The sequence below is a fragment of the Neobacillus sp. 204 genome (assembly GCF_046562815.1).
Lineage (GTDB): Bacteria > Bacillota > Bacilli > Bacillales > Cytobacillaceae > Neobacillus.
Genome location: NZ_JBJORY010000004.1, coordinates 235,855 through 251,603 on the forward strand (window position 1 = coordinate 235,855; position 15,749 = coordinate 251,603).

General features: G+C 38.4%; 20 protein-coding genes and 1 pseudogene. 18 read left to right on the plus strand and 3 right to left on the minus strand.

Annotation, left to right across the window (positions count from 1 at the left end; all coding sequences use genetic code 11):
• Positions 1-96: 96 nt before the first annotated feature.
• Positions 97-462, plus strand: a complete 366-nt coding sequence (erpA, locus tag ACJ004_RS10530; protein WP_410892874.1) for an iron-sulfur cluster insertion protein ErpA — start codon at positions 97-99, stop codon at positions 460-462.
• 33 nt (positions 463-495) lie between these two features.
• Here the strand turns inward: erpA and ACJ004_RS10535 are convergent, their stop codons facing one another.
• Entirely contained in the window at positions 496-1,494 is a 999-nt protein-coding gene (locus tag ACJ004_RS10535; RefSeq protein WP_410892875.1) for an NAD(P)/FAD-dependent oxidoreductase, read from the minus strand.
• Positions 1,495-1,950: 456 nt separating this feature from the next.
• Here ACJ004_RS10535 and ACJ004_RS10540 point away from each other — a divergent pair, with 456 nt between their 5' ends.
• From ACJ004_RS10540 to kapD, 9 genes are all read left to right on the plus strand, one after another.
• Positions 1,951-3,168, plus strand: coding sequence for an NAD(P)/FAD-dependent oxidoreductase (locus tag ACJ004_RS10540; RefSeq protein WP_410892876.1), 1,218 nt, complete (start codon positions 1,951-1,953; stop codon positions 3,166-3,168).
• 147 nt (positions 3,169-3,315) lie between these two features.
• Complete coding sequence (locus tag ACJ004_RS10545; RefSeq protein WP_410892877.1) at positions 3,316-3,807, plus strand: NUDIX domain-containing protein; 492 nt, start codon at positions 3,316-3,318, stop codon at positions 3,805-3,807.
• A 157-nt stretch (positions 3,808-3,964) separates the two neighbouring features.
• On the plus strand, positions 3,965-4,090 hold the full coding sequence (locus tag ACJ004_RS10550; RefSeq protein WP_410892878.1) for a YuiA family protein: 126 nt from the start codon (positions 3,965-3,967) through the stop codon (positions 4,088-4,090).
• A 331-nt stretch (positions 4,091-4,421) separates the two neighbouring features.
• Positions 4,422-4,745 carry a YuiB family protein gene (locus ACJ004_RS10555; protein WP_410892879.1) on the plus strand — a complete coding sequence of 108 codons (324 nt, stop codon included), beginning with the start codon at positions 4,422-4,424 and terminating at the stop codon, positions 4,743-4,745.
• A 291-nt stretch (positions 4,746-5,036) separates the two neighbouring features.
• The gene (locus ACJ004_RS10560; RefSeq protein ID WP_410893077.1) at positions 5,037-5,645 is read left to right on the plus strand and encodes a 3D domain-containing protein; all 609 of its coding nucleotides are present in this window, start codon (positions 5,037-5,039) and stop codon (positions 5,643-5,645) included.
• A gap of 93 nt (positions 5,646-5,738) precedes the next feature.
• Positions 5,739-7,247 carry a leucyl aminopeptidase gene (locus tag ACJ004_RS10565; protein ID WP_410892880.1) on the plus strand — a complete coding sequence of 503 codons (1,509 nt, stop codon included), beginning with the start codon at positions 5,739-5,741 and terminating at the stop codon, positions 7,245-7,247.
• 119 nt (positions 7,248-7,366) lie between these two features.
• Complete coding sequence (locus ACJ004_RS10570; RefSeq protein WP_410892881.1) at positions 7,367-7,660, plus strand: hypothetical protein; 294 nt, start codon at positions 7,367-7,369, stop codon at positions 7,658-7,660.
• Between the two features lie 133 nt (positions 7,661-7,793).
• Positions 7,794-8,177, plus strand: a complete 384-nt coding sequence (locus ACJ004_RS10575) for a hotdog fold thioesterase (protein ID WP_410892882.1) — start codon at positions 7,794-7,796, stop codon at positions 8,175-8,177.
• A gap of 187 nt (positions 8,178-8,364) precedes the next feature.
• The gene (gene kapD / locus ACJ004_RS10580) at positions 8,365-8,988 is read left to right on the plus strand and encodes a 3'-5' exonuclease KapD (RefSeq protein ID WP_410892884.1); all 624 of its coding nucleotides are present in this window, start codon (positions 8,365-8,367) and stop codon (positions 8,986-8,988) included.
• 92 nt (positions 8,989-9,080) lie between these two features.
• Here kapD and kapB read toward each other — a convergent pair whose 3' ends face one another.
• Positions 9,081-9,467: a kinase-associated lipoprotein KapB gene (kapB, locus tag ACJ004_RS10585; RefSeq protein ID WP_410892885.1), complete on the minus strand. Its 387-nt coding sequence runs from the start codon at positions 9,465-9,467 to the stop codon at positions 9,081-9,083.
• 129 nt (positions 9,468-9,596) lie between these two features.
• Here kapB and ACJ004_RS10590 point away from each other — a divergent pair, with 129 nt between their 5' ends.
• The 7 genes from ACJ004_RS10590 (at position 9,597) to ACJ004_RS10620 (ending at position 14,258) form a co-directional block, all read left to right on the plus strand.
• A complete protein-coding gene (locus ACJ004_RS10590) occupies positions 9,597-10,340 on the plus strand; it encodes a peptidylprolyl isomerase (protein WP_410892886.1) in 744 nt (247 codons plus the stop codon).
• A gap of 94 nt (positions 10,341-10,434) precedes the next feature.
• Positions 10,435-10,641, plus strand: a complete 207-nt coding sequence (locus tag ACJ004_RS10595; protein WP_410892887.1) for a hypothetical protein — start codon at positions 10,435-10,437, stop codon at positions 10,639-10,641.
• A 254-nt stretch (positions 10,642-10,895) separates the two neighbouring features.
• Positions 10,896-11,444 (plus strand): superoxide dismutase family protein, encoded by a 549-nt coding sequence (locus ACJ004_RS10600; RefSeq protein WP_410892888.1) that lies wholly within the window; start codon positions 10,896-10,898, stop codon positions 11,442-11,444.
• A 178-nt stretch (positions 11,445-11,622) separates the two neighbouring features.
• Entirely contained in the window at positions 11,623-12,108 is a 486-nt protein-coding gene (locus ACJ004_RS10605; RefSeq protein ID WP_410892889.1) for a hypothetical protein, read from the plus strand.
• A gap of 130 nt (positions 12,109-12,238) precedes the next feature.
• Entirely contained in the window at positions 12,239-13,435 is a 1,197-nt protein-coding gene (locus tag ACJ004_RS10610; RefSeq protein WP_410892890.1) for an alanyl-tRNA editing protein, read from the plus strand.
• Between the two features lie 125 nt (positions 13,436-13,560).
• Positions 13,561-13,938: a PH domain-containing protein gene (locus ACJ004_RS10615; RefSeq protein ID WP_410892891.1), complete on the plus strand. Its 378-nt coding sequence runs from the start codon at positions 13,561-13,563 to the stop codon at positions 13,936-13,938.
• 56 nt (positions 13,939-13,994) lie between these two features.
• A complete protein-coding gene (locus ACJ004_RS10620; RefSeq protein ID WP_410892892.1) occupies positions 13,995-14,258 on the plus strand; it encodes a DUF1871 family protein in 264 nt (87 codons plus the stop codon).
• Between the two features lie 156 nt (positions 14,259-14,414).
• On the opposite strand, the pseudogene ACJ004_RS10625 reads toward ACJ004_RS10620, so the two are convergent.
• Positions 14,415-14,609: pseudogene (locus ACJ004_RS10625) on the minus strand (helix-turn-helix domain-containing protein); the annotation flags it as partial.
• Between the two features lie 232 nt (positions 14,610-14,841).
• Between ACJ004_RS10625 and yugI the strand changes: the two are divergent.
• Positions 14,842-15,228, plus strand: a complete 387-nt coding sequence (yugI, locus tag ACJ004_RS10630) for a S1 domain-containing post-transcriptional regulator GSP13 (protein WP_410892893.1) — start codon at positions 14,842-14,844, stop codon at positions 15,226-15,228.
• Positions 15,229-15,749: the final 521 nt, after the last annotated feature.

Sequence of the window (15,749 nt, forward strand, 5' to 3'; positions counted from 1 at the left end):
TTTTATTCCATATATTAGTTAATAGATTCAATTAGTTGTTTAGTTAATAATCTGTGTATATAATTTAATAAAAGCTTCATTTTGGGAGGGAATTTTATGAATAATAATGTGGTTATTTTAACAGAAGCGGCGTCCCTGCATATTAAAGAAATGATGAAGCATAACGAGGAAGAAGGCGCACTATTACGTGTCAGCGTTAAAGGCGGCGGGTGTAGCGGCTTATCGTATGGAATGGGTTTTGACCGTACAGTAAATGAAGATGATTTAAAGATTGAACAATTTGGAATTCAAATTTTAGTCGATAAAGAGAGTGCAGCCATTTTACAAGGAACCAAAATTGATTATAAAGAATCAATGATGGGCGGTGGCTTTACGATTGAAAATCCAAATGCGATTGCATCGTGCGGTTGTGGCTCTTCGTTTAGAACAGCTGCTGCCACAGGTACACCGGAAGAATGCTAAAATCAAAAAAGCGTCCGCAAAGGACGCTTTTTTCTATTTATTGAACATTGAAGAACTGTGTAATGGCTGAATTTTTGCCTTTGGATCAATAAATGCTTTTGCATTATTAACAGCAGTTGGTGCCTCACCGAAGCCACATGCAATTAACTTTACTTTACCTTCATAAGTGCAGATATCTCCAGCAGCATAGATCCCTGGAATATTCGTTTCCATTTTCGAATTTACGACAATCGAATTCTTTTCGATTTCTAAGCCCCATTCCTTAATTGGTCCGAGGGATGAGACAAATCCATAGTTACAAATAACAGCGTCTACATCTACTGTTACTTTTTCTTCTCCATTTACGGTTTCAAGAACGACCTGTTTAATTCCGCTTTCATCACCAATCAGTTCAGCAGGAACATAAGGTGTTTTCACATCTACTTTAGAGTTATATAAGTTTTCTACACTATGCTCGTGAGCACGGAACTTATCTCTTCGGTGGACAATGGAAACTTGCTCAGCGATAGGCTCTAGCATTAATGCCCAATCAACTGCTGAGTCGCCGCCTCCAAAAACGACCACTTTTTGACCTGCAAACTGATTTAGATCCTCAATAAAGTAGTAAAGATTTTTACGCTCATATTGAGCAGCACTTTCTAGTTCCAGACGACGCGGTTGGAATGCACCATTTCCAGCTGTTATAATAATTGTTTTAGAATAATGGACTTCTTTGTTCGTTGTTAATTTGAATATTCCATCTTCTTGTTTTTCTAACTTTTCAACGGATTGCTCCAGGGCAATTGTTGGTTCAAATTTTTTCATTTGTTCTTTTAAATTATTTATTAATTCTTGAGCACGGATTTTTGGGAAACCCGCAACATCATAAATATACTTTTCCGGATAAAGCGCTGATAATTGACCGCCTAGTTGTGGCAGGCTCTCAATAATTTTCACTGATGCTTGTCTCATTCCTCCGTAGAAGGCAGTAAATAGACCAGTAGGACCTCCACCAATGATTGTAATGTCATAAACTTTTTGATTTTCTTGCACACCGTATCCCCCCAACCTGTAGTAAGAAACTTTACTCACTATATTATCATAAATTAAAAAATTCTCACATCTTTATAGGGTAATATTCACAACTGAAGCAATTTTTAACACATTGTTTTAGGACATTAGAGATTCTATTAAAATCCAAAAACTTAAGATAAAAATTTATGAAAATTGCTTGATAATCGTGTAAAAGTAGCATAAGATGTATTGAGGATAGATTGTTAAATTTTTGTGACATAAAATGCACATTTTTTTGTCAAATAGTAAAAAATTACATTCTTAGCAAATACCTCGCTTGACCTATATACTTTCCAGGAAACTCATTTTTTTTAGACTTTATTCGTGAATTATATCACATACATTTTTTTATTATACAAAATAAAAATGGTCAAAGCAGTGGAAACTAAGAAAAAAGGGATTATCTAAAAAATTTTAAGGGTGGAAGTGATCACTTTGAGAAAGCCTAAAATTGTTATTCTTGGTGCTGGTTACGGTGGACTAATGACAACAGTTCGCTTACAGAAGTTAATCGGCGTAAATGAAGCTGATATTGTATTAGTAAATAAAAATGATTACCATTATGAAACCACTTGGCTGCATGAGGCTTCTGCAGGCACGTTGCATCACGACCGTGTACGTTATGATATCCGTGATGTCATTGACAGCAGTAAAGTGGATTTTATTCAAGATACTGTAGTTGAGATTAACAAAGAAGAAAAGAAAGTTATATTAGAAAAAGGGGAAGTCAACTATGACTACCTTGTTATTGCCCTTGGCGGTGAACCAGAAACATTTGGTATCAAAGGATTAAAAGAATTCGCATTTGGAATCACAAATGTAAATTCCTCTCGTCAATTACGTGAACATATTGAATATCAATTTGCCACATACAATATGGAAGAAGTGAAAAACGATAATCGTTTGACAATTGTTGTTGGTGGAGCTGGCTTTACAGGAATTGAGTTCCTTGGTGAATTAACTAATAGAATTCCGGAATTATGTCATGAATATGATGTTGATTCTCATAAAGTAAAAATTATTTGTGTTGAAGCTGCACCAACTGTACTTCCAGGATTTGAACCTGAACTAGTAAATTATGCAGTTTCACAATTAGAACGAAAAGGTGTCGAATTCTTAATCGGAACAGCGATTAAAGAATGTACGGAAGATGGCATCATTGTAGCAAAAGGCGAAGAAGAGCCACGTGAAATTAAGGCAGGTACTGTAGTATGGGCTGCAGGAATTCGCGGGAATTCTATCATTGAGAAATCAGGCTTTGAAGCAATGAGAGGCAGAGTAAAAGTTCAACCGGATCTTCGCGTTCCTGGTTTCGATGAAATCTTCATGATTGGTGACAGCTCGCTTATGATTAATGAAGAGATCAACCGCCCATATCCACCAACTGCACAGATTGCTATGCAGCAAGGTGAAATTTGTGCCCGTAATATCGCAGCCTTAATTCGTAATAAATCAGAACTTGAAATATTCAAATTCGACAACAAAGGAACTGTTTGCTCCCTTGGTGAAGATGATGCAATTGGTGTTGTATTTGGTAAAAAAATTACCGGTGCAAAAGCATCCTTCATGAAAAAAGTAGTCGATAATCGCTCTCTTTACATGATTGGTGGCGCCGGACTTGTATTTAAAAAAGGAAAATTTAAAGTATTTTAAATAATAAGAGCGAAGTTCACTAGCCGCAGGGCGCTGTAGCTAGATAGTTATCAAAGTTAACAGAAAAATATTTAGTACCAGGGGCAGAGAAAAATCTGCCCTTTTTTTGTTATGATAAGCGTAATGAAGTTATTTAGGGGTGTGTGTATGAGCAATCGTGAAAAACGGGGCAAGGTTTGGTTAGCTGTGGCGGGGGTTGTAAAGTCAAAAGATGGGCAGTGGTTAGTCGTTAAGAAACGTTATGGCGGTTTAAAGGGGAAATGGTCGCTTCCAGCAGGCTTTGTGGAGATGGGAGAAACAGCTGATGAAGCAGTAATTAGGGAAGTCCTTGAAGAGACTGGTATTCAATGTAATGTGAAGGGACTCATTGGACTAAGAACCGGGGTAATCAAAGGGGAAATCAGCGATAATTTGCTCCATTTTCTTCTTGAACCAGTGAATGAAGTTGAGGTAAGCCACCAGGATCACGAACTTTTTGAAGCGAAATTTATGGCGCCTGAAGAGCTGCTACTTAATCAGGATGCATCAATTATACTCCAATATCTGATCAGAAATGATATTACCTTCTCAAAGCAGGCGATCAATAATCTAAACCCAGGTGATCAGTTTGGATATACGGCTTATAAATTATTTTTGTAATTTTTAGAAAATTTAAGATACCGTTAGTAATTGTAAGAAAACCTGCCATGTATTCGCTTTCTTGTTGAAATTTGCCCAAATTCAGCCCTTTTCTTTTTCGTGAATCCTTGATATATTATCAGAAAATTAAGTTAATTCATTAAGGAGATGAACGACAATGACGATTAAGAGCGTAGAATCAAAAACTTGTGACTATTGTTCTGGGCAAGGTTATTTTCAACTGGTACTAGGGGGATCGGAAACCTGTAGCTGCTGTGGAGGAACAGGCAAGAAAAAAGAGTAAGGAAGTTTTTTTCATAAAGACTGATAAACAGGTAGAGCGCTTCTTCGAATTATTTTCGGGGGGCTTTTTTCTTTTAATGAGGCTCTTTTCGTAAACTTTGTTGCTTTTGGAAATTTATAAGGGGTTATCTACAAAGTTTCTAGGCAATTTTCGCATATGTTTTTACGAAAAGATGCCACGAAGCATATAGTTATAAGGGTTGATGAACTTATACGAAAAACAACAATTTATGCGAAAATAGCCTTTTATTGAGAAGAAAAAAATTCGTTTATATTGACTCCTTTTTCGACATTCAGTACACTAAATGTTGATGTATAAGGGGGAATCTCGGATGCAAATGAGTATTGTGGTCTTAATCATATCGATTTTACTATTCTTTGTGTTATTTTTTGGAATTGGGTTTATTCTCAATATGCTGCTTAGAATGTCATGGGTTATGGCTGTAGTTTATCCTATTGTGGCAATTTTTATCGTAGATAAAGTGCATTTTAGTGAGTATTTTACAAATAGTAAAGTGGCCTTTAGTGATTTGGGACAAAGGTTTACTTCTTTAGCCACTGCAGATATTCTCATTTTAATAAGTGGACTAGCTGGCGCGGTCGCTGCAGGTTTCACAATCAAACTTTTACGAAAAAATGGATACCAAATGTTTTAAGACTTTTACTAAAGGTAAAAGTCTGTTTTTTAGGGTTGGAAATATATATATAATTAGACTTTTACCAAGGTAAAAGTCTGTTTTTTTTTAGGGTTGAAAATATATGATTAGACTTTTACCAAGGTAAAAGTCTGTTTTTTTAGGGTTGGATATATATATGATTAGACTTTTACCAGGGTAAAAGTCTGTTTATTTAGGATTAGATATCATTCTTGTAAAATTTTCCTTTTCCTTTTTTGAATATTTTCCTTCAGTTTGGGAATGAATATTTTGGGAGGAGTGAAAATGTTGATGAATAAAATGAAACATTGGACTAGGCGTTTTGCCATGGTATGTCTCTTCTTCATGGCAGTCTTTGCGACCTTCCAATCAATCTCAGGAGTAAATGCACAATCGTTTTTAACCCAATTTGCGTCTGTTCTAACATCGACTGAACCTGTTTCTGGAACAGAAAGGTCCTTAGAAAACGAAATCGATTGGTCTAAATATCCTAAGCTAACGGTTACTGCTACTGGGTATACAGCAGGAGTAGAATCCACAGGAAAAAGTAAAGGCCACCCTGAATATGGGATTACATACTCTGGTGTAAAAGTGAAACGTGATTTATTTTCGACGATTGCAGCCGATTTAAACGTGTTTCCAATTGGAACGATTCTCTTTATCCCTGGATACGGATATGGTGTTGTGGCCGATAAAGGTGGGGCCATAAAAGGAAATGAACTAGACCTTTATTATGAAACAGTTGAGGATGTTTATAATAAGTGGGGAAAAAAGAAACTCGATATTTATGTGGTCCAAAAAGGCCATGGGAAACTGACAGAGCAAACATTAAAGGCATTAAATGAAGATAAATCGATGCAAGTTTTCCGGGGTCAGTATATTAGTTCTGAGAAGAGATAGAAGCAGGCTGCTGGCCTGTTTTTTTTATGAATTAAAAATAATTAGATCCAGAAATGCTATAATAAAATAGGAATAATATGGAGGTGAAGTAGTTTGTTTGATGTTAAAAAGGAATTAGAACTCTCTATAGGTCATGAGGGTTTAGTCATTGGTCTGTTTGATAAACCAGAAAAATTTACAGGAATATTGGCATTGCTTGATGAGGGATTCAATGGCCAACTGAGAGAGCTTGTCAAATCAGGTGACATTTCAGCAAAGTTAAAAAGTATTAGTAAAGTACATAGTTTAGGGAAAATTGGCCCAAAACGAATTTGGTTTGTTGGCCTTGGGAAAGAAAAGGAGTTTACTTTTGAGAAACTAAAATCAGCGTTTGGCCGGCTTTTCAAAGAAGTGCAATCGAGTAAGCTTGAAGAAACGGCTGTATATTTAGATTCCTTTACTACTGAGTATGTGGATGGGTTGGATGCTGCCCACGCGTTGAGTGAAGCATTTCCTCTTTCAACTTACCAATTTGAAGGGTACAAGCAAAAATCGAATGAACCGGAGAAAAAACTGAATAAGCTTACGGTTTATTGTAATACCTTTGATGAAGAACAAGTCCAGGCGTCGTTAACCGTTGGATATGCGTTTGGAAAGGGAACAAATTCAGCACGAACACTCGTAAACATCCCTGGCAATTTGTTAACCGCAACAGACTTGGCGAATTATGCACAGGAACTTGGAAGTAAATATGCTTTCGAGGTGGAAATCCTTGATAAAGCAGAAATAGAGAAGCTTGGAATGGGAGCGTTCCTTGCCGTGAACCAAGGGTCAACAGAACCGCCGAAAATGATTGTCTTAAAATATCAAGGGAAAGATGAATGGAAGGATGTCATCGGTTTAGTTGGAAAAGGCATTACCTTTGATACGGGTGGTTACTCTATTAAAACGAAATCAGGGATCGTTGGGATGAAGACTGACATGGGCGGAGCTGCAGCCGTTCTAGGAGCAATGGAAATTATCGGTGAGCTTCAGCCCGAGCAAAACGTGGTTGCGGTCATTCCTTCCACGGACAATATGATTAGCGGCCATGCCTTTAAGCCTGATGACGTCATTACATCGATGAGTGGTAAGACCATTGAGGTTTTAAATACGGATGCAGAAGGACGCCTTGTCTTAGCTGATGCAATAACTTATGCCAAGCAACATGGCGCTGACTACCTTGTTGATGTAGCAACATTAACAGGTGGAGTCATTACGGCACTTGGTCTCCATACGACTGGAGCAATGACCAATCATGAAGGATTATATTTTCAAGTCTCGGAAGCATCCTTAGAAGCAGGCGAGCAAATGTGGCAATTGCCATTGTTTGAAACAGAGATTGAACGGGTAAGAAACAGTAAAGTTGCAGATTTAAATAATTCACCCGGCAGTGAGGGGCATGCGCTTGTTGCTGGTGCATTTATCGGTGAATTTGCGGAAGGAACACCATGGGTTCACTTAGATATTGCCGGTACAGCAACCTCTTCAAAGGCCTATGATCTTGGTCCTGCGGGTGCAACAGGAGTTATGACTCGTACCCTTGCCTTATTTGTGGAACGGTTTGACCCAATTGTAAAATAGCCTGAGCCTCCGGAGTGTCTCCGGGGGTTTTTTAAGGCTAATTCCAGCCCACTCAATACTCCCCCTTTTAGCATATGAAATAGTGTATGCAAGTATAGAGCAAAAGGAGGTATGGTTATATGTATCCTTATCGAAGTCCCTACCCAGTACAAGATCAAAGATTTATTGGTTTTGGATTGCCGTTGGCAATCGGTGGGCTTAGCTTTTTAGGAGGTTTAATAGGAGGTGGACTAGGTGCTTCATTTGCAGCACGTCCATTTTACGGAGGATTCGGTTACCCTGGATATGGGTATCCTGCTTTTGGAGCTCCCGGTTTCGGAGCCCCCGGTTTTGGAGCTCCTGGCTTTGGAGCTCCCGGTTTTGGAGCTCCTGGCTTTGGAGCTCCCGGTTTCGGAGCCCCGTATTACTATTAATTATGGAGAAACAGCTCTAGTGGGGGCTGTTTTTTTTATAAAAGAATTAATTGCCAAAAAGGAAATTTATGAAAAAAGCAGAATAGTATAATAAAGTTGGGATACATATAAAAACCTGCATGGAGGGATAAAAATGATCAAAGACACATTACTTGAAGCTCTCGGAATTGAAATAACTCATTTGGAAGAAGGGAAGGTCATAGCAACAATGCCTGTGGATGAACGGACTCGCCAGCCTTTTGGATTACTGCATGGCGGGGCATCTGTGGCCTTAGCTGAAACAGTTGCAAGTATAGGGGCGTATGAGTTAGTTGATAAAGAAGTAGAGGCTGTCGCAGGGCAGGAGATCAATGCTAATCATGTTCGTCCTAAAACAGAGGGTGTGGTTACCGCCATTGCAACTGTACTTCATCAAGGTAAATCAACCCAGGTGTGGGATATAAAAATTACTGACGAGCAAGACCGCCTTATTTGTGTGTCAAGATGTACAATGGCAGTCATTAAGGTAAAAAGATAAACGTTTTACCCATGTTAAAATTGAATGGAGTTCCTGGCCATTCTTTTTTAAGTTCTATTGATTAAAAATTTAAAAAATTAACTTTACTTTCGTGTTATAATATAAAAAAAATAGAAAAATAGCACAATTTTTTGTACATGTTTCTCAATATAATGTATTAAGAGAAAACATAAAGGTGGTGAAATTGATGAGAGCAAGGCGGCAATATTTGTTTATCGATTTTGAGTTTACAATGCCTGAACGGAATGTTCGCATGAAGGATTTTTATGCGGAAATTATTGAAGTGGGAATTGTTGCAGTCGTTGATGATCAAGTGACAGAGCAGTTTTCATCCTTTGTTACTCCACTTAAATTCCCAAAACTAACTGAACGCTGTAAATCCTTTTTACATATTTCTCAGCAGCAGGTAGACAAGGGGTTATCTATTTTTGAGCTTGTTAAAAAATTGGAGGAGTTCAATAAGCATAATTATGAAACAACCATTGTTACTTGGGGAAATATGGATATGAAGGTGCTTCGTCATAATTGTTTAAAGGCAGGGGTTGCATTTCCGCTAAAAGCTGCTGAATTGGATCTTTCCATGGAATATAAAAGATTCTTTGGTGATCAAAATCAAACAGGTCTATGGAAGGCAGTTCAGGAGTATGGGAAAGAAGGGACAGGCAAACATCACCGCGCACTGGATGATGCATTGACTACCTTTAATATATTCAAACTCGTTGAAAAGGATAAACGTTATTTAGAAAAACCAGAACCGACGACGATCGGGGATCGGATTGATTTCTCAAAGTTATTAAGCGAATTCGCATAAAAGGCCAAATCATTCAAATTGATTTGGCCTTTTGTGTTAATACAAAAACTAAAGGTCGGAGCACTCCAGCTGATCCTTGCTGAGACTGGCGCTTACGCTTTAAGTTTATAATCCTTTTCAAGCGATTCCATTGCTCTTAAGCTCATCTCAGCCCACTCTGAAGATGTTTCTGCTAATTCTTGTTTCATTTTGGCCACTGCATCTTTTAATGATTCTAGATAATCTGGAACTTCACTTTCAAAAGGCTTGACCATTTTGTAAGGAATATTCGCTTGCTCACGATAGCTTAGCGCTTTTCGCTCATGAAAAATAAGTACATCAGCATCTTTAGGATTATGTAAGTCTCCCTGCATTGGATGTTTAAGCACTGCAAGGACTCTCACTAAATAATGCTGCGGGCGTATTTCTGTTATTTCACCGATATATTTCCCTGTTTTATATATAGCTGTTACAATCTCCCCAATTTGAAATTCTGACACCACAAACACTCCTCACAACAATTTTTTTCTTTCTACCATCTTTTATTTTATAATGAAAGATAGTAAATTAAAAACAATGTGCGAAATAAAATTATTTCGGTTAAAGTGAAAAAATTGGAGGAATGATATATGAGAAAGAATCTGCAATTATTTATAACATTATTTACAATTGTTCTAGTTTTGGCAGCCTGTGGGACAAGCACTAAGAAAGAGGAAACTACTCCTAAAACCGCTGCACCAAAAACGGAACAGAAGGAAGGGGAACAAAAAGTGTCAAATGCCGTCTATCCTCAGCTTTCTACAGAGGTGCTCGAAAATGAAAAACTCATTGAAATGGAAACATCAATGGGAAACATTAAAATCAAGTTGTTTCCTAAGTATGCCCCGAAAGCTGTTGAAAATTTTGTAAAACATGGTCAAGAAGGCTATTATGATGGACTAATTTTTCACAGAGTCATTAAAGACTTCATGATACAGGGCGGTGACCCTAATGGTAATGGAACCGGCGGGGAGAGCATTTACGGTCAGCCTTTTGAAGATGAGTTTTCTAAAAATCTTTATAATCTCCGCGGTGCTTTATCTATGGCTAATTCGGGCAGCAACACAAATGGAAGTCAGTTTTTTATTGTGGAAAGCTCATCACTTGATCCAGCCATGAAAGAACAAATGGAAAAAGCAGGCTATCCTAAAGAAATTATTGAAGCTTATGATAAAAACGGCGGTACTCCATGGCTTGATCATCGTCATACTGTTTTTGGACAAGTGATTGAGGGCATGGATATCGTTGATAAAATTGCAAACACTCCCGTTGGTGCCCAAGATAAACCTGAAAAAGATGTCATCATCAAGAAGATTAAGGTGATCGAGGATTAACCATGGTTCGCTCGAGTGAGAAAGTGGTATGAAATGTTTTTTGTTGCTATAATTAATCTTTAGAGCAGTTCCTTTAGAGAAAGGGAGAAGAAAAATGTTTCAACCGGTACTTTCTTTGTTTTTATATTTCCCAGAAGATAAATCAGAATATATTCCCGCTGGGATAACCTTTTTGATTTTCTTAATTGGAGCCCTTCTAACGATGCGCATATTCATCGCAGTCTCCAATCGTGAGGCTAAGAAGGCAAAAGAATTAGAAGAACAATTAAAAAATCAAGAGCACTCTCCAAGGAACAGTTAATCCGATACTGTTCCTTTTTCTTTTATTGGATAAGGCTCTTTTCGTAAACTTTGTTGCTTTTGGAGCCTTATAAGGCTCATTTACTAAGTTCTGGGCAATTTTCACAAATGTTCTTACGAAAAGATGCCACCAAGCATATAGCTATACGGGTTGATGTACTAATACGAAAAACAAACTATGTGAAAATAGCCTGGGATAAAAAAGGGGGTGATTGTTCATACTAAAGGCAAATTGTCTAGTGTGGGGGTATACATATGAAGAAAAGCTGGATAATCATTCCACTGCTCGTTCTTACAGGTTGTACTGAGAAGAATATTAGAAAGATTGATGTGGAGATGTATAATGCGGTTGGGGATTCTCTCGGTAAAGTAAAGGTAGCAGAGCAGGCGAGTGGAGTAAAATTATCAGTCGATTTAAAGGGCCTTCCTGCTGGGGAGCATGCGATTCATATTCATGACAAAGGAAAGTGTGAAGCCCCAGATTTTAAGTCAGCAGGAAATCATTTTAATCCTGATAATAAGGAACATGGACTTCTTCACCCAAAAGGTGCCCATGCAGGGGATCTGCCTAATTTAATTGTTGGTGATGATGGGTCTGTTAAAGCAGATTTAATGGGACCCAATTTAACCTTAAAAGATGGAAAGAAATCTTTATTTACAAAAGAGGGGACCACGATCGTCATTGATGAAGGAAAAGATGATGGCATGACCCAGCCTTCAGGCGACTCAGGTAAACGGATTGCCTGTGGTGAAATTACAAAAAATAAGAAGGCGGATCAAAAGAATGCCCAGGATGAGAAATAATACATGTGAAAGGCTATCAACTAAACGTGATAGCTTTTTTAAATTAATTTTAAATATTATTGTGATAAATTCTGGAACTATCTTATTTGTGTTTTTTTTCTGATAAATAGGTAGGAATCTAAGCTTATCCTAAAAGTGGACATACACTAGAATGGAGAATGTTTAGGAGGCGAGAGTATTGGAAAAAAGGCAATTTTTTGGAGGGGTTCCGGGACAATCTGGTTATCCGCAAATGGGCTACCCGCAAATGGGGGGTTATCCGCAAATGGGGGGCTACCCGCAAATGGGGGGTTATCCGCAAATGGGAGGCTACCCGCAAATGGGAGGCCACCCGCAAATGGGAGGCTACCCGCAAATGGGAGGCTACCCGCAAATGGGAGGCCACCCGCAAATGGGCGGACACCCACAAATGGGAGGCCACCCGCAAATGGGAGGCTACCCGCAAATGGGCGGACACCCACAAATGGGAGGCTACCAAAAGCCTGGCTATCCGCAAATGATGGGCGGCCAGCAAACAGGGTTCCCGCAAGGCACGGGTGGGTTGCCGCAAATGATGGGTGGCCAGCAAACTGGTTTTCCACAAGGCATGAGCGGCTCCCAGCAAAGTGGACAAAAACCACCAACGAAACCAACATCGTTTGGCCAGAGGAAAGAAAAGAAATAACTACTAACATATAGTATTTGTTGAGGTCGAACTGTCCCTTGATTGGAGGGACAGTTTTCTTTTAACTTGATTTATTACCCCATTTTCCCGACAATAGTGTTAAAAATACATAGGAGTGTGTGTAGCAAAGATGGAGAACAAACTGTATTATCAGGACCCATACCTACAAGCCTTTACAGCAAGGGTGGTAAAGCAAGAACAAAATGACGCTGGCAACTGGTACGTTGTATTAAATCAAACCGCCTTTTATCCAACTGGAGGAGGGCAACCACACGACCTGGGAACAATTGCTGATTACGCGGTAATAAATGTAGAAGAAATCGATGGGGAAATTCGTCATTACCTTGAAGGTCCATTAGATGATATAAGGAAGGAAGTCACAGGGAAGATCGAATGGGAAAGGCGCTTGGATCATATGCAGCAGCATGCAGGACAGCATATTTTATCTGCGGCGTTTGACCATTTATTTGGGTACAAAACGATCGGGTTCCATTTAGGTTCAGAACTGCTCACGATAGATTTAGAGACGGATAATCTTAGCCAGCAACATGTCCAGCAAGCCGAGGAACTTGCTAATCAGATCATCCTTGAAAATAGACTGATTGAGACAAAATGGGTAACTGAAAACGAACTGACTCAATATAAGCTACGAAAAGAGACAAAAGTCAAAGAGGATATCCGCCTGGTGATTATTCCTAATTTTGATGATAATGGCTGCGGCGGGACACATCCAAAGGCTACTGGCGAGGTTCAAACGATAAAAGTATTAGATTGGGAACGTCAAAAGAAAAAGGTACGTGTTCAATTTGTTTGTGGAAACCGAGTGGTTACACTGCTCGGACAAAAACAAAAAGTGCTCCTAGAATTAACAAAAATCCTCAATGCACCTGAAAAAGAAATGGAGCAAGCTGTCCTTCGCCTCCTTGAGAGTAACAAAACATTAGAAAAAGCCCTTGAGCAAGCTCAAGAAAATCTTCTCCATTATGAGGCGAAAAACTTACTTGGAAAAAGGATTCGTACTAACCAGAATCTCGTCAGTGAAGTATTTCAAAATCGATCGATTCAAGAACTGCAGAAGCTAGCCCGCCTCATTACTGCTGAAGATGAGACTTCTATTGTTTACTTTGTGTCTCAAAATGATAATCGCTTGCAGATCGTTTGTGCGCGCGGACAAGCTGGAGCACAAAGTATGAAGAAAGTCATCGCAACTGCCCTTCCACTTATTAACGGTAAAGGTGGAGGAAATGACTCCTTTGCCCAGGGTGGGGGTGAAGCGCGAATGTCAGGGGAGCGAATGCTGCAGCATATTTTGGAAACAGCACAATAGTCACAACACACCACACTCATTAAGAAGTATACTGAATTGACACCTGGGCAATATAAAAGTGCTTATTTAACAAAAATGGAAGCCGGGACTAAGAAATAAATTATTAGGTTGAGAGGGTGAAGACAGTGGGTTTTTTAGATGGTTTAATGGGAAATGCCTCGGAAGTAAATGCTGCTGAGGTACAGAGAGAATTCGGGAAAGTTCTTTCACCTAATGAAAATATAGATAAAGCGTATAAGGTAATTCGTGATATGTTTATTTTCACGAATAAACGCTTAATCCTAGTGGATAAACAGGGATTAACGGGGAAAAAGGTGGAGTATCATTCTATTCCTTATAAAAGCATTACCCACTTCAGTATTGAAACAGCAGGTAACTTTGATTTAGATGCTGAATTGAAAATTTGGATTTCTGGAAATGCTTTGCCATTACAAAAGCAATTTAATAAAAACTTAAATATTTATGAACTTCAAAGTGTTCTCGCGGAGTATGTGCTTAAGTAGACTCGAAACGCGGGAGGAAATGAAAAATAAAAGCAAAAAATTTAGGAGTAAACGAAATGAGAAAAGAGCTACAAACGAATTTGCAATATGTAGATGTATTAAATGAGTGGGATCCCTTCCGATTAACTAATGGAGGGTATGAGACAGAAATAGCTGATACGATTCAAGCGATCCATGAACTGGATGATCGTGAGGAGTTGGCCAAACGAATTCAAAGCATTTATGAATTTTCCTTTGAAAAAATCATCTCGATGGAAGAATGTTTAAAAGTAGCAAAAGAATTATTAATCATTAAAGCAAATGATGCTTGTTCCATTTAATAACAAAAAAAAGGACATACCAATAACGGATGTCCACTTCAAAAAGGGGGGAATACTAAAAAGCCTTATGATATAAGGTTATCCAGTATTCCGTTTGTTTATACAGTGGTTAAAAGAAAAACGGATTATTTTACCAGATTGCTTTTATAAATATTACTGTTCTAATAATTCTGTAGCAGGAAGATCTAAAACAGTCGATAACTTTAGCAATGTTTGTGTGCTTGGAATTTGTTCCCCGGATTCGTATTTCTCAATTGTTTGGATTCCAACTCTTACTTTTTGTGCCAGCTCCTCCTGAGACATTTTGAGCGTTTCGCGGGCATTTTTAATGGTTTGGCCAATTGTATTCAAACTGGTTCACCTCTCCTTTAAAAAAAGATTTCCTTATTATAGTTTATCACTTTTGATAACACTTTCTTCCTACATCAATGAACATTATGTTAAAAAATTTTTGACTTTACCATTAAGTAGACTTGCATTGTAGTTTATTTTTCATTCCTTTTTGATTTAAGACATTCTTTGTGATATAATATTATAATGCGTATATAAGGGATAAAATAATTATTTATTTAGGAGTGTTTTCATGTCAGAAAAGATTGAAACTGGAAGTATTTTAACAGGTAAGGTAACAGGAATTCAACCATATGGAGCGTTTGTTGCGCTTGACGATAATACTCAAGGCCTTGTCCACATTTCTGAAATTACACATGGTTACGTTAAAGACATTAATGATCATCTTAAAGTTGGAGACGAAATCAAGGTTAAAGTATTATCAGTGGATGAAGGTGCAGGCAAAATTGGTCTTTCTATCCGTGCAACGGAAGAAGCTCCTGTTCAGCAGGCTGCTCCAAAAGCAAAGAAGCCTCGTAAACGCCAAGTGACAGCAATTATTCCAGAAGTAGAAGGCCAGCAAGGCTTTAACACATTAAAAGATAAGCTTCAAGAATGGATTGACCAGTCACAACGTTAAGTTTAATAAAGGCTATTTTCGCATAGATTGTTGTTTTTCGTATAAGTACATCAACCCGTAAAACTATATGCTTCGTGGCATCTTTTCGTAAGAACATTTGCGAAAATTGCCCAGGAACTTAGTAAATGACCTTAAAAAGCTCCAAAAGCAACAAAGTTTACGAAAAGAGCCTTAATAAAAAATAAATTCAAGAGAAGCCTAGACCCATGCATAGATTTGCAGGGGGCTAGGCTTTTTTTATTAGACTGTTTTTTTATAGTTTGTTGTTCTTGAAATAAGATGAAAAACATTATAGAAGTACTGAGCAGCCCGAATACACGAAGACTCCTGCGGGAGGACGGGGCTGGGGAGACCCCACAGGCGCTTGCGCCGAGGAGGCTCCCCGGGCCGCCCGCGGAAAGCGAAGTGTATTCGGGCTGCGGACTAAATAACTACAATCTATACGAAAACAGACTTTTATTAATACCACAAAATATACAAAAATAATGCCTATATAATTGATAAAGTTTTGATGAGGTGTT

Excerpts from the sequence above, each read along its gene's own strand:
- ACJ004_RS10555 (WP_410892879.1), top strand. The coding sequence starts at position 4,422 with ATGCAAATGAGTATTGTGGTCTTAATCATATCGATTTTACTATTCTTT.
- kapD (WP_410892884.1), top strand. The coding sequence starts at position 8,365 with ATGAGAGCAAGGCGGCAATATTTGTTTATCGATTTTGAGTTTACAATG.
- ACJ004_RS10550 (WP_410892878.1), top strand. The coding sequence starts at position 3,965 with ATGACGATTAAGAGCGTAGAATCAAAAACTTGTGACTATTGTTCTGGG.
- yugI (WP_410892893.1), top strand. The coding sequence starts at position 14,842 with ATGTCAGAAAAGATTGAAACTGGAAGTATTTTAACAGGTAAGGTAACA.
- ACJ004_RS10590 (WP_410892886.1), top strand. The coding sequence starts at position 9,597 with ATGAGAAAGAATCTGCAATTATTTATAACATTATTTACAATTGTTCTA.
- ACJ004_RS10620 (WP_410892892.1), top strand. The coding sequence starts at position 13,995 with ATGAGAAAAGAGCTACAAACGAATTTGCAATATGTAGATGTATTAAAT.
- erpA (WP_410892874.1), top strand. The coding sequence starts at position 97 with ATGAATAATAATGTGGTTATTTTAACAGAAGCGGCGTCCCTGCATATT.
- ACJ004_RS10610 (WP_410892890.1), top strand. The coding sequence starts at position 12,239 with ATGGAGAACAAACTGTATTATCAGGACCCATACCTACAAGCCTTTACA.
- ACJ004_RS10545 (WP_410892877.1), top strand. The coding sequence starts at position 3,316 with ATGAGCAATCGTGAAAAACGGGGCAAGGTTTGGTTAGCTGTGGCGGGG.
- ACJ004_RS10560 (WP_410893077.1), top strand. The coding sequence starts at position 5,037 with ATGAATAAAATGAAACATTGGACTAGGCGTTTTGCCATGGTATGTCTC.
- ACJ004_RS10595 (WP_410892887.1), top strand. The coding sequence starts at position 10,435 with ATGTTTCAACCGGTACTTTCTTTGTTTTTATATTTCCCAGAAGATAAA.
- ACJ004_RS10570 (WP_410892881.1), top strand. The coding sequence starts at position 7,367 with ATGTATCCTTATCGAAGTCCCTACCCAGTACAAGATCAAAGATTTATT.
- ACJ004_RS10600 (WP_410892888.1), top strand. The coding sequence starts at position 10,896 with ATGAAGAAAAGCTGGATAATCATTCCACTGCTCGTTCTTACAGGTTGT.
- ACJ004_RS10575 (WP_410892882.1), top strand. The coding sequence starts at position 7,794 with ATGATCAAAGACACATTACTTGAAGCTCTCGGAATTGAAATAACTCAT.